Origin of the sequence: Pseudarthrobacter sp. NIBRBAC000502771 (assembly GCF_006517215.1) — a bacterium.
GTDB lineage: Bacteria > Actinomycetota > Actinomycetes > Actinomycetales > Micrococcaceae > Arthrobacter > Arthrobacter niigatensis.
Window position 1 is genome coordinate 615,494 of the sequence record NZ_CP041187.1, and the last position, 13,057, is coordinate 628,550.

8 protein-coding genes, 1 pseudogene and 3 riboswitches are annotated in these 13,057 nt (G+C 65.9%); of the genes and pseudogenes, 3 read left to right on the top strand and 6 right to left on the bottom strand.

Going from position 1 to position 13,057, the window contains the following annotated elements; genetic code table 11:
- Positions 1-7: 7 nt before the first annotated feature.
- Positions 8-907, bottom strand: coding sequence for a glycerophosphodiester phosphodiesterase family protein (locus NIBR502771_RS02960; protein WP_141158401.1), 900 nt, complete (start codon positions 905-907; stop codon positions 8-10).
- 133 nt (positions 908-1,040) lie between these two features.
- Between NIBR502771_RS02960 and NIBR502771_RS02965 the strand changes: the two genes are divergently transcribed.
- Positions 1,041-2,318, top strand: coding sequence for a DUF445 domain-containing protein (locus tag NIBR502771_RS02965; protein WP_371706649.1), 1,278 nt, complete (start codon positions 1,041-1,043; stop codon positions 2,316-2,318).
- 190 nt (positions 2,319-2,508) lie between these two features.
- Positions 2,509-4,051 (top strand): annotated as a pseudogene (locus tag NIBR502771_RS02970) (HNH endonuclease).
- Positions 4,052-4,110: 59 nt separating this feature from the next.
- On the opposite strand, the gene NIBR502771_RS02975 reads toward NIBR502771_RS02970, so the two are convergent.
- The 5 genes from NIBR502771_RS02975 to cycA all read right to left on the bottom strand — a co-directional run bounded on the left by NIBR502771_RS02975 (position 4,111) and on the right by cycA (position 9,386).
- The gene (locus tag NIBR502771_RS02975; protein ID WP_141158403.1) at positions 4,111-4,860 is read right to left on the bottom strand and encodes a LamB/YcsF family protein; all 750 of its coding nucleotides are present in this window, start codon (positions 4,858-4,860) and stop codon (positions 4,111-4,113) included.
- The gene (locus NIBR502771_RS02980) at positions 4,844-5,647 is read right to left on the bottom strand and encodes a hypothetical protein (RefSeq protein ID WP_141158404.1); all 804 of its coding nucleotides are present in this window, start codon (positions 5,645-5,647) and stop codon (positions 4,844-4,846) included. Before NIBR502771_RS02980 ends, NIBR502771_RS02975 begins: the two co-directional genes overlap by 17 nt.
- Positions 5,648-5,769: 122 nt before the next feature.
- Complete coding sequence (locus NIBR502771_RS02985; protein WP_246839794.1) at positions 5,770-6,606, bottom strand: methylenetetrahydrofolate reductase; 837 nt, start codon at positions 6,604-6,606, stop codon at positions 5,770-5,772.
- A gap of 153 nt (positions 6,607-6,759) precedes the next feature.
- Positions 6,760-6,859: riboswitch (glycine riboswitch) on the bottom strand.
- A 92-nt stretch (positions 6,860-6,951) separates the two neighbouring features.
- Complete coding sequence (purU, locus tag NIBR502771_RS02990) at positions 6,952-7,815, bottom strand: formyltetrahydrofolate deformylase (protein ID WP_141161389.1); 864 nt, start codon at positions 7,813-7,815, stop codon at positions 6,952-6,954.
- Positions 7,816-7,874: 59 nt separating this feature from the next.
- Positions 7,875-9,386: a D-serine/D-alanine/glycine transporter gene (gene cycA / locus NIBR502771_RS02995; RefSeq protein WP_141158405.1), complete on the bottom strand. Its 1,512-nt coding sequence runs from the start codon at positions 9,384-9,386 to the stop codon at positions 7,875-7,877.
- 153 nt (positions 9,387-9,539) lie between these two features.
- Positions 9,540-9,637: riboswitch (glycine riboswitch) on the bottom strand.
- A 310-nt stretch (positions 9,638-9,947) separates the two neighbouring features.
- A riboswitch (glycine riboswitch) is annotated at positions 9,948-10,047 on the top strand.
- A gap of 153 nt (positions 10,048-10,200) precedes the next feature.
- Here cycA and gcvP point away from each other — a divergent pair.
- Positions 10,201-13,053 carry an aminomethyl-transferring glycine dehydrogenase gene (gcvP, locus tag NIBR502771_RS03000; protein ID WP_141158406.1) on the top strand — a complete coding sequence of 951 codons (2,853 nt, stop codon included), beginning with the start codon at positions 10,201-10,203 and terminating at the stop codon, positions 13,051-13,053.
- The last annotated feature ends 4 nt before the right edge of the window (positions 13,054-13,057 follow it).

Here is a 13,057-nt window from a genome sequence, read left to right on the forward strand (position 1 = left end):
GTCCGCGCTACTTTCCCTGCGGTGCGGCCGCGTGGAGCTGTTCCAAGACACGCGCCGGCACGTTTGAGGTGATCTCCTGGATGCCCAATTCCCGGCAGAGCGACACGTCCTCAGGGGAGTCCACGGTCCACACCCTGAAGCGGCGGCCGGAGTCCAGCCAGCGGCGGACTGTCTCAGGGCGTTCCCTGACGTATTCAATGCCGGGGCCGGCCATGCCCACCTCGCAGTCGTCCAGGATCCGTTCGCCCTCCAACTGGGTGGCCTTCATCAGGTTCGCGATGGCCCCGCCGGTAATCGGCCCAACCCCCAGGCCGCCACGGATTTCATGGATGGTGAGGTCGTCCACCAGCTGGCAAATATATTGCGGCGGTACGGAGAGGAGCAGGTGGCGGACTGAATCCGGGCTGAAGCTCATGAAGGTCACGGCCACGTTGTCCACGGTTGAGCTTTGCGGTTCCCAGCCCTCGCTGCGGAGCACCTCCAGGACCCGGTCCTCCAGTTTGAGCTGGTACGGGCTGGGATGCTTGAGCTCGATGGCGAGTTTCATGGGCCGGCCCGCGCCGCGAAGGATGTCCAGCAGTTCCGGAAGGGTCAGGAGCTGTTCGGAGCGTGCCCCGAACGTTTCGGGGATCCGGACGCCTTTCCAGGACGAGAAGTCCAGCTGGCGCAACTCCTCCAGCGTCCGCTCGGCCACCGGACCCGTGCCGTCCGACGTGCGGTCCAGGTTGGCGTCATGGAGCAGGACCACGTGCTGGTCGCGCGTCAGGTGGACGTCGCACTCCACTCCGTCCGCGCCGTCGGCCAGGGCCTGGAGGTAGGCGGCGCGGGTGTGTTCGGCATACGTGCCGCTGGAACCGCGGTGGGCAAAGACCAGCGGCCGCTGCGGCACTGACTCGTCAATTGTCATGGACACACGGTAGCCGACTGGCCCCCGCCTTCAGGGCTAGGCTTGGCACATGCAGGTGAACTCTGAGGCAACTACTGGGCCAACCACGCAGGAAGCACCCGCCGAACCAGCGCGGGAGCCGCGGCCGGGCACTATGGCGGCAGGCGCCGTCGTAAGCCGCCAGCTTGGCGCCGGTGACGCCGAAAAGGCGGCAGCGCTGCGGAAGATGAAGCTGCTGGCGCTGAGCCTGCTGATCGCCATGGCCGTGATCTTTGTCTTCGCGTTCGCCCTGCAGAAGGAGTATCCGTGGCTGCAGTACGTGCGCGCGGCGGCTGAGGGCGGCATGGTGGGCGCACTGGCCGACTGGTTCGCTGTGACGGCCCTGTTCAAGTACCCCATGGGCATCAAGATTCCGCACACCGCCATCATTCCTCGCCGCAAGGACCAGATCGGCGCCTCCCTGGGCGAGTTCGTGGAGACCAACTTCCTCTCCGAGCAGGTGGTCCAGGACAAGCTGGCCAGCGTCAACATTGCCCGCCGGGCAGGTGTTTGGCTGGCAGCGCCCGGTGGCGCCGACCGGGTGGCCAAGGAAGGTGCCGCGGTGATCCGTGGCGCGTTCAAGGTTTTGAATGACGACGACGTCCAGGCCGTCATTGAGGGCATGGTCCGCAAGCATCTCCTCGCTCCGCCGTGGGGGCCGCCGGTGGGCAGGCTGGCGGAGCGGGTCTTCCACGACGGGCACCACCACACGCTGGTGGACCTGCTGGTGGACCGCGCCGCGGACTGGGTGGATGACAACCACGAGACCGTCACCCGCCTGGTGTCCGACCGCTCCCCCACCTGGGTTCCGCAGTTCGTGGACGGCCTGGTGGGCGACAAGGTCTACCTCGAGATCCTCAAGTTCGTGCGCGCGGTACAGGCCGATCCCCGCCACCAGGTGCGCCAGTCGATCGACAAATACCTGAACGACCTCGCCCAGGACCTGCAGCACGATCCGGCGATGATTGCCCGCGCGGAGGACATCAAGGCGCAGGTGTTGGGTGATCCCGAGGTGCGCGAGCTCGCTTCCCGGACCTGGGGCACGGTCAAGAACGCTCTGCTGGGTGCCGTGGATGATCCGGACAGCGAACTCACCATCAAGTTCAAGGCCGCAGTGCGCGACTTTGGGTCACGGCTCGTGGACGATCCCGAACTTGCCGGGAAGGTCAACGCATGGATCGGTGACGCCGCCGGGTACTTGGTGCGCACCTACCGTTCGGACATCGCCGGCGTTATTACGGACACCGTGGCGCGGTGGGATGCCGAGGAGACCTCGCAGAAGATCGAGCTCCAGGTAGGCAAGGACCTGCAGTTCATCCGGATTAACGGCACCGTGGTGGGGTCCCTGGCCGGGCTGGCGATCTTCACGGTGGCGCAACTGATTTTTGGGTAGCCCCTTCGGGATCTTTCGCTGCGCAGATTCCTTTTCGCGCCGCATATTCGGGGTGCGGGGAGGAGCCTGCGCAGCGGGAATGCGTACGACGACGGCGCCCGGTTTTTAGGGTGGGGCACCGTTGGCGCAAGGTGGCTTTGGCGGCCAAAGGCTTCGTTTCAATGTCAGTGGGTCGTTGGATGATGTCCATATGGAATTCAGCGGTGGTGTTGGGGTGGTGTTGGAGGGTGTTCGTGCCTCTGTTACTGCCCTGGATGCGCTGGAGCGGGAGGACGCGTCCCTGGCTGCCGGTGCCGCTGTTCGTGTTGAGGTTGATGTGCTGCAGCGGCGGTATGAGCTGTGTCTTGAAGGCTTGGAGGTGATGGCCCGGCTCGAAGCGCAGCTGGCCGCGGTAAAGTCGCGGCGGGCTGCCCGTGCCGTCGAACTGCAGCAAGCGATGACTCCCCCGGACGCGCCCGACACGGACCGTACCTACGGGCAGATGTCGGTGGTGGAGGAGATCGCCGGGGTCCTCACCATCAGCTCCGCGGCAGCAGGGGCGTTGGTGGACCAGTCGCGCCGGGTCTGTTCCCTGCCGCTGGTCATGAACGCGTTGGCGGCGGGCGTGATGTCGTGGCAGCACGCCCGCGTCGTCGCGGACGAAACCGAAGGCCTTGACGCTGTCGGGGCTGCCGGGCTGGTGGCGCACTTCTTCGACCCCGCCGCGCCCCACCCCGCCCGGGGTGCCGCGCCCGGTGAACTGGTCCCGCCCCGGTTCCGGGCCAAGATCCGGGCCTGGCGCGAACGCCACCACCCCGAATCAATCCAAAAGCGCCATGCGAAAGGGGTGGCGGACCGGCGGATGGGATACACCCCGGACAAGGACGGCATGGCCTGGATCTCCCTCTACCTTCCCGGCGATACCGCGTGCGCCATCTGGAACCGGACCACCGCCACCGCCCGCAGCCTCCAGGGCCCCAACGAACCCCGCACCCTCACCCAACTCCGCCCCGACATCGCCGCATCCCTGTTGCTGGGGGCTGGAACCGCCACCGACCTTGCTGAAATTCCCACCCCGCGGGCCGACGTCCTGGTCACCGTGCCCGTGTTCGCCCTCCTCGGCCTCACCGACGAACCCGCAATGCTGGATGGTTTCGGCCCGATCCCCGCGTCCATGGCCCGCAGACTCGTCGCCGGACGGGGCGGAGTCGTTCTACCGGGTCCTCGTCGACCCACGGGACGGGGCACCCCTGGAAATCGGCCGCAAAAACTACCGGCTCACCGAAACCATCAAACGCTGGATCAGGCTGCGCGACGGCAAATGCACGTTCCCCGGCTGCACCAACCGCACCCCCGACAACGAAACAGACCACCTCCAAGCGTGGGACCACGGCGGCACCACCGGAACCAGCAACCTCGCACAGCTCTGCCCCAAACACCATCGGCTCAAACACCACAGCCAATGGACCCCGGATCCGGCCACGAGCAAGGACCCACCGGGCTGGACCTCACCCACCGGGCGCCACTACAACCCCGAACAGCAGGATGCAGAACCAACCCACTGGCCACCGGGAAGCCTGCCACCATGGCTGCAATGGGAAGCTGCCGGTGAATGCCAGTGCTCGGAGGCCAGCCTCGAAAACCTTCCGCAGGGGGAACCCGACGACGACCGGTACGTGGACATCAACGATCTGTCACCCGACGATCCACTCTGGGCCGAACTCCTGGCGGCGCCATTAGTGCCGTCGGGATGATGCAAGCCCTGGACAGTCCAACGGTTAGCCGCCCCGGGGCCGGAGCACACCGCCGCCTTTTAAGCGAAGGCCTCCAGCTCCACGCCTGCGGCCTCAAGACCTGCCCGGATGCGGGCCGCCGCCTCCAAGGCTGCGGGGCTGCCGCCGGGCAGGTGAAGGGAGTCCGGCTGGACCCTGACCAACGAACCGTCAACGGCCACCACTTCGCCTTTTGTTGCCAGCCGCACGGCCCGCTCAACGATCGTGTCGACGTCGTTCAGCATGGCGTCTTCCCCGGACAGCGGCACCAAGGTACCGTCTGCAAAGTAGGCACGGTCGGCGTAGGCCTCGGTGAAAACAGGGTGGCCAGCCTCCTTGGCCTGCTTCAACAGCTCCGAGCCGGGGAATCCAAGGATGGGCAGCCCCGGATCGTAGGCATTCACGGCCGCCACGAGCGCGGAAGCCTGCTCAGCATCGTGGATCAGCGTGTCATACAGCGCACCGTGTGGTTTCACGTAGTCCACCGAGGCACCCACGGCATGCGCGACGCCGTCGAGGGCGCCCAACTGGTACAGCACGTCGCCAAATAGCTCATCAAAGCTCATGTCCAGCGAACGCCGGCCGAACCCGGCCATATCGCGGTAGCCGAGGTGCGCACCCACGGTGACGTCCAGTTCGTAGGCGGCCCGGCAACTGTCCAGCATGGTGACGGGGTCGCCCGCGTGGAGGCCGCACGCGACGTTGGCGCTGGTGGCCAGCTGGAACATCGCCGGATCGCCTCCCGTGGTCCAGGAACCGAATGATTGGCCTACGTCAGCGTTGAGATCCAAGGATGTTGCCTTCCAGGGTCAGGTTGTCAGGCCCGGCAGCCGCGGTCAGCTCCCCGGGGATGGTGTCCGGCATGGGTCCGAACGCCTCCCGGGCGTTCTTGGCCACTGCACGGCCCATCACGAGGTTACCGGCTCCGCCCACAACCGCCCCTATGCCGAAGGGCAGGGCCCGTCCGAACAGCGCGGTGCCCTGCCGCTTGAGCAGGTTCTTGAGGAAGGCGTTCTGGATCCGCTTCCGGACGCTGCCGAATCCCGGGATCGAGGACCTGGACAGCACGTTTCCCCAGACGTCCGCGGGCTTTGCTCCGCCGGCCGCCTGTCCGCTCAGGGTCCCCAGCAGGGCGGTTCCTTCCTCGCCCAGCATGATGGCCATGACCATGGTGCCGGCTTTCTCCGGGTTGGTGAGGCGAATGCCGTGGAGCTCGGCCAGCGACGTCGCATAGAGGGCTGTCGCCTCCAGGAAGCCAACCGTCGCGGCCGCAGACAGTCCCAGCGACGCGACAGTACCCACACCCGGGACGACGGCGGTAGCGCCCACCAAGGCACCTCCGCCGGCCACCGCCCTAAGGTAGTCACGCTCCGCGATGTCTGCGAGCTGCGCTGCGGTAGCCCGCGGATGCTTCTTCTGGAGCCGGCGGATATAGGCCACCACCAAGGGCCGCTGGACCTGCACTGCCTTCAGGAGCATGTTGTGGACGCCGGGCTTGGGCTTGCCCTCGGCATCGAACATTGCGTTATGGGCGGTTTCCTGTGCGATTCGTACTGCGGGATTGCTGCGCCTGGCCATGGTCACCTTCATTCAAATCGACCTGCAGCGGGTGGGCTGCCGTGCTTATCCATCCTATGTGGACAAACACTAAGCATGCTGAACTTTCCGGCCGGCACTTGGTTCTTCCCCGCTGCCCGTCCTTAGCTGCCGGCGCCCGCCAGGTTGTTGAACGTGTACAGGTGCACCCCCTCCACCACCCCGCGGCCCTCCAGCTCCGCAAGGATCGCCTGCGGTGAGTAGAGGCCGCCCTTGAGCAGGCGGCGGCCAAGCGGGCCCCTGCGATTCAGGAGTTTGAGGGACGGGCCCACACCGATTTTCAGTGCAGCACGGATGAGCTGCGCCCGTGGAACGGTGCCGGCAACTCCGGCCCAGACGGGCAGCCGCACCCCTTCCTTGCGCAGCGTTTCGGCGTACCACTGGATGCGGGAGGCCGAGAAGCACAGCTGCGTCACCACGGATGAGGCCAGATGCTGCTTTTCCAGCAACGCATCAAGCATGTGCAGCTCGCTGTGGCCGGGATGGCCTTCCGGGTAGCCCGCCACACCGGCCCGGATGGTGCCGCCGGACAGCTCGGCGAGGTCCTCCAGCAGCGGAAGGCTGCTGTCATAGGGCCCGGCGGGCTCCCCTGCGTCACCGCCGACGGCGAATACTTCGGTGATCCCGGCATCGTGGCAGTTCCGGACCACACCGGCCAGCTGCCCACGGCTTTCGATGCTCCGTGCGGCCAGGTGCGGGACAACCTCGAAGCCGAGGTAGGCAAGCTCGATGGCTGTCCGGATGGTCGGCCCCACACCTTGGCGCGGCAGGCAGGTCACCCTCAGGGCCGTGCCGGCGGGAGCGTGTGCCTGGACGAGGGCGGCAACGTCCTCGGTGGGATTGACCTGCATCCGGACGGGCAGCGCTGCCCCGGAACCGGAGGCCTGTCCTGCCGCGGGGATCGATGCGGCGGCTGGTGCCATGAGGGATCGAATCGTCATGAGGAACTCCAGGATTGGCCGGCCACGGGTGGCTCGGCATGGATCGGGTCCCTCCCCGCTCTGTATTGGACCTGAGAGATTCCGCAAACCCAGCCAGGGCCTGCTTGCACCGTCGGTGAGTACTGCCGGAGCAGCACTGCTTTCCAGAGTCGCCTCGCCGTGACGGTACATGGGCCTGAGAGATTCCTGGGGAGGATTTGCTCCTACGGCGCCTGCCCGGTGATGGCCGGGAGAACTCTCCCGCCACAGCTCGAAAGGCTGTATTCAAATGTGGTGCCACGGCGGCCGGCGCCTGCCCCTCCGCCCGGGAGGAGTGCAGCGCCGGCGGCGTGGATGGGCCTGCAACTAGCGGAGGATGACCGTCCGGTTGCCGGAGAGGACTATCCGCCCTTCAGCGTGCCAGCGGACGGCATTCGTGAGCGCCTTGCATTCGGCGTCGCGGCCAACCGTGACCAGGTCTGAAGCGGAATACGTGTGGTCCACCTCGATGACCTGCTGCGAAATGATAGGCCCCTCGTCCAGCTCCGAGTTCACGTAGTGGGCAGTGGCGCCCACCGTCTTGACACCGCGTTCGTACGCCTGGTGGTACGGCTTTGCGCCCTTGAAGCTGGGCAGGAACGAGTGGTGGATGTTGATGGCCTTGCCGCTGAGGCGCGTAGTGGCTTCATCGCTGAGCACCTGCATGTAGCGGGCCAGCACCACCAGTTCCACTGCGTACTGGTCCACCAGTTCCAGCAGGCGCCCCTCAGCTTCCGCCTTGGTATCGGGCGTGACCGGGATGTGGTGGAACGGGACACCGTGCCACGCGGCAAGGGGTTCCAGGTCCGGGTGGTTGGACACCACGGCGGCAATCCGGACGGGCAACTCACCGCTGCGGGCGCGGAACAGGAGGTCGTTGAGGCAGTGGTCGTATTTGGACACCATGACCAGGATGGGCTGCTTGCGGCCGTGGCGTTCGAGGCGCCAGTCCATCTGCCACTCCCGGGCCACCTGCTCAAAACCGGCCCGGAGGCGGTCGAGTTCCACCTCTACCTGCGCGGTGACGTGGATCCGCATGAAGAACCTGCCGCTCGCGCGGTCCCCGAACTGCTTGATGTCCACGATGTAGCATTCCTGCTCCAGCAGGTAGGCCGCCACCGCCTGGACGATGCCGAGCGCATCCGGGCAATGGAATGTCAGGACGAATTCCTTGCCCGTTTCCGGAGCCACGGCCTGGCGCTGCCCGGCCTCGGCCGTGCTGGCCTGCGACACGCGGGCTTCCGTGCCGATCACCGCTTGACCCGCTCTTCCCCCGCTTCTGCGGCGGCACCAGGACGGACGGCATTCCCGGATGCGGCGTCAGTGAAGTCCTGGTCTGCCTGTAGTTCAGCCTGGAACGTGGCGAATCGGGCCTGGTGTGCGGGCCGGCGGCGGAGGACGAACCAAGCGGCGCCCAGCAGGACGAACCAGACCGGCGTGACCAGCAGGGCCACCAGGGTGTCCGGCTGAGTGGTGAGGGTCCAGATCACGAAAGCGAAGAAGGCGAAGACAACCCAGACCATGGCAACACCGCCGGGCATTTTGAACTTCGATGCTTCATGCAGGTGCGGCCGGCGGCGGCGGAAGGCGATGTAGCTGGCCAGGATGATCGACCAGACAAAGACGAAGCAGACAGCTGAGACGGTGGTAACCATGTCGAAGGCCTTGCCCACGTCCTGGCCCGCATACATGAGGACGACGCCGGACAGCAGCAGCACGCAGGAGAGGAACAGTGCGTTCTGGGGCACCTTCCGCCGGGACAGTTTGCCAAAGACGTCGGGAGCGTCGCCTTCCTGGGCAAGGCCGAAGACCATGCGGGAGGTCGAGTAGATGCCGGAGTTCGCGGAGGACATCGCGGAGCTCAGCACCACGAGGTTGACGATGGTGGCTGCGGCACCCAGGCCTGCCAGCGAGAACATGGCGATGAAGGGGCTGTGGCCGGCCCTGAACTCGGTCCAGGGGGTGACTGCCATCAGGATGATGAGGGCGCCTACGTAGAAGAGGAGCACGCGGATGGGGATGGAGTTGATGGCCTTGGGCAGGTTCCGCTCCGGGTTCTTGGCCTCGGCGGCGGTGGTACCCACCAGTTCGATTCCCACGAAGGCGAAGACGGCGATCTGGAAGCCCGCCACGAAGCCCATGAACTCGTTCGGGAAGAATCCGCCGTGGCTCCACAGGTTGGTGAAGGTGGCAGGGCCGGCGTCGGACTGGAAACCGGTGAAGATCATGAACAGGCCAACGATGATCAGCGCAGCAATGGCAATGATCTTGATGAGCGCGAACCAGAACTCGGTTTCGCCAAAGGCCTTGACGGTGGTGAGGTTCAGCAGGAGAAGGATGGCTACGGTGGCCAGGCCGGGGATCCACAGGGGCACCCCGGGCCACAGTTCCCGGGAGTAGCCGGCGATGGCGATGACATCGGCGATGCCGGTGATGACCCAGCAGAACCAGTAGGTCCAGCCCGTAAAGAAGCCGGCCCACGGGCCCAGCAGGTCTGCGGCGAAATCGCTGAAGGACTTGTAGTTGAGGTTGCTGAGCAGCAGTTCACCCATGGCACGCATGACGAAGAACAGCATGAAGCCGATGATCATGTATACGAAGATCACCGAGGGGCCGGCTGCCGAGATAGTCTTGCCGGAACCCATGAACAGGCCGGTGCCGATTGCGCCGCCGATGGCGATCAGTTGGATGTGGCGGTTGCTGAGCTGCCGCTCCAGGTGCGGGGCTCCGCCGCCGGGGGACGTCGGGGAATGGGTCGTCATTGAGGAACTCCATCGTTCGAGCGGCACCCGGGGTGTCGCAAAGATTGGATTTCCTCCCCGCTCTGTCTTGGACCTGAGAGTTTCCACTCGCCGGGATGGCGTGCTTGCACCGTCGGTGAGCCAGGACAGGGCCTGGCTGCTTTCCAGAGTTGCCTCACCGCGGCGGTACGTGGGCCTGAGAGTTTCCTGGGGAGGGTTTGCTCCTACGGCGCCTGCTGAACGTACCGGCAGGGCTCTCCCGCCGCAGGTCAAAAGCGTTGATTGGTAAATCAGTGTTCAGTTATCGGAGTGCATCCGCTGTGGACTTCAAGCCGCACGGCGCATTTTTGGGCCTCCGGCAATCACAGCCGGCGACGGAGCGCCCAGCGTTCTTTGGGCCAGTTCCGCTGCCCGGCCGGATCACGGGGTTCAGTGTGGCGTCGGTCACGAACAAAAGTCAAGCCCGCCATGACAGCATCTGCGTAACGGTCCCGCCTGCGTGCTTCATGACGGACCGATTTGCTCCCCGTGCCGCCATCCTGTAACTTGTGAGCCGAATCACCCACATTTCAATAAGCCTTTCGAGCTGTGGCGGGAGAGTTCTCCCGGCCATCACCGGGCAGGCGCCGTAGGAGCAAATCCTCCCCAGGAATCTCTCAGGCCCATGTACCGTCACGGCGAGGCGACTCTGGAAAGCAGTGCTGCTCCGGCAGTACTCACCGACGGTGCAAGCAGGCCCTGGCTGGGTTTGCGGAATCTCTCAGGTCCAATACAGAGCGGGGAGGGACCCGATCCATGCCGAGCCACCCGTGGCCGGCCAATCCTGGAGTTCCTCATGACGATTCAATCCCAACCGTCTGTCTTTGCGGACCGGCACATCGGTGCACGCCGCCAGGCTGACGTGGACACCATGCTCAAGGCCGTTGGCTACGACAGCGTTGACGGCCTTGTGGACATCGCCGTCCCCAATTCGATCCGCCAGTCCAAGCCGCTCGCGCTCAAGGGCGCCCTCAGCGAGGTTGAGGTGCTTGCTGAATTGCGCCGGCTGGCCGCCAAGAACAAGACCGCGGTCCAGATGATCGGCCAGGGCTACTACGACACCATCACCCCTGCCGTGATCCGCCGGAACATCCTCGAGGCCCCGGCCTGGTACACCGCCTACACCCCGTACCAGCCCGAAATTTCCCAGGGCCGGCTCGAGGCACTCCTGAACTTCCAGACCATGGTCCAGGACCTGGTGGGCCTGCCCATCGCCAACGCCTCCCTGCTGGACGAAGCCACCGCCGTGGCCGAGGCCGTGCTGATGATGCGCCGCGCCAACAAAAACAAGGACGCCCGCGACGGCAAGACCGTCCTGGACGCCGACGTCCTGCCCCAGACCATCGCCATCGTCAAAGGCCGCGCCGAGGCGCTCGGCTTCGAGGTTGAGGTTGCCGACCTGTCCAAGGGACTCCCTGAAGGTGCCATCAACGGGATCGTGCTCCAGCAACCCGGCGTCTCCGGCCGCGTCTTCAACCACGCAGGCGTGATCGCCGAGGCGAAGCAGCGCGGTGCACTGGTTACCGTCGCCGCCGACCTGCTGGCACTGACCCTGATCACGCCTCCGGGCGAGCAGGGCGCCGACATCGCCGTCGGCTCCACCCAGCGTTTCGGGGTGCCGCTGTTCTTCGGCGGCCCGCACGCCGCCTACATGGCCGTGGCCAAGGGCCTGGAGCGTTCCATGCCCGGCCGCCTGGTGGGCGTGTCCAAGGACGACGCCGGCCTCCCGGCCTACCGCCTGGCGCTGCAGACGCGCGAGCAGCACATCCGCCGCGAAAAGGCCACGTCCAACATCTGCACCGCGCAGGCCCTGCTGGCCATCGTGTCCTCCTTCTACGCCGTCTACCACGGCCCGGACGGACTGAAGGCCATCGCCGAGCGCGTCCACAACAACGCCCGCGCCCTGGCCACCACCCTCAAGGTCGCAGGCCGGGAACTGGCCACTGAGACGTTCTTCGACACAGTCACGGTCTCCGTTCCCGGCAAGGCCGCCAAGGTCATCACCGCTGCTGAAGCACGCGGGATCAACCTGCGGCATATTGATGCCGACACCATCGGCGTGTCCGTGGATGAAACCACGACGCCGGAAATCCTGTCCGCGATCGCCGTCGCCTTCGGTGCCGGCCCCGTGGTGGACGCCGAGGGCTTCGAACTGCCCGCAGAGGTGCTCCGCACCTCCGAGTACATGCAGCACCCGGTGTTCAACACCCACCGGTCCGAAACCCAGCTGCTGCGCTACATCCGCAAGCTCTCTGACCGGGACCTCGCGCTGGACCGCACCATGATCCCGCTGGGCTCGTGCACCATGAAGCTGAACGCCACCGCCGAGATGGAAGCCATCTCCTGGCCGGAGTTCGCCTCCATCCACCCCTTCGCCCCGGACTCCCAGACCGAAGGCTGGCGTGAACTGATCAGTGGCCTGGAAGCCGACTTGGCGGAAATCACCGGCTACGACCAGGTGTCCCTCCAGCCCAACGCCGGGTCCCAGGGCGAGCTGGCCGGCCTGCTGGCCATCCGCGGCTACCACCGCGCGAACGGCGACACCCAGCGCAACGTTTGCCTGATCCCGGCCTCGGCCCACGGCACCAACGCCGCCTCCGCCGTCCTGGCCGGCATGAAGGTCGTCGTCGTTGCCACGGCTGCGGATGGAACGATTGACCACGAGGACCTGTACGCAAAGATCGAGGCGAACAAAGACGTCCTCTCGGCCATCATGATCACCTACCCGTCCACCCACGGCGTCTACGATGCGGACGTGACTGAGATCTGCGAGGCCGTCCATGCTGCCGGCGGCCAGGTCTACGTTGACGGCGCCAACCTGAACGCCCTGGTGGGCCTGGCCCAGCCGGGCAAGTTCGGCGGGGATGTGTCCCACCTGAACCTGCACAAGACCTTCTGCATCCCGCACGGCGGCGGGGGACCCGGCGTCGGGCCGGTCGCGGCGAAGGCCCACCTGGCACCGTTTATGCCCGGCGACGCGAACAAGGCAGCGCATGAAGAAGGCCACGGCGTGGCAATCAGCGCCTCGAACTTCGGCTCCGCCGGAGTCCTTCCGATCTCCTGGGCCTACGTGAAGCTCATGGGCGGGGAAGGCCTGACCCAGGCCACCAAGGCAGCATTGCTCGCTGCGAACTACGTCGCCGTGCGCCTGAACGACTACTTCCCGGTCCTCTACACCGGCGAAGGTGGCCTCGTGGCGCACGAATGCATCCTGGACCTGCGCGAACTCACGGCCAGGACCGGTGTCACCGCGGAGGATGTGGCCAAGCGCCTCATCGACTACGGTTTCCACGCCCCCACCCTGGCGTTCCCGGTGGCCGGCACGCTGATGGTGGAGCCCACCGAGTCCGAGGACCTGGCCGAGATCGACCGCTTCATCGAGGCCATGATCACCATCCGCAAGGAAATTGACCAGGTGGCCAACGGCGACTTCTCTGTGCAGGACTCCCCGCTGCGCAACGCACCCCACACCGCGTCCGCCGTCGTGAACTCCGAATGGACCCGTCAGTACAGCCGCGAACAGGCTGTCTTCCCCGTCCACCACCTCAAGCAGGACAAGTACTTCCCGCCGGTGGGCCGGATCGACGGTGCCGGTGGAGACCGGAACCTGATCTGCTCCTGCCCGCCGCTGTCCGAGTTCGAAAACTAAGGAT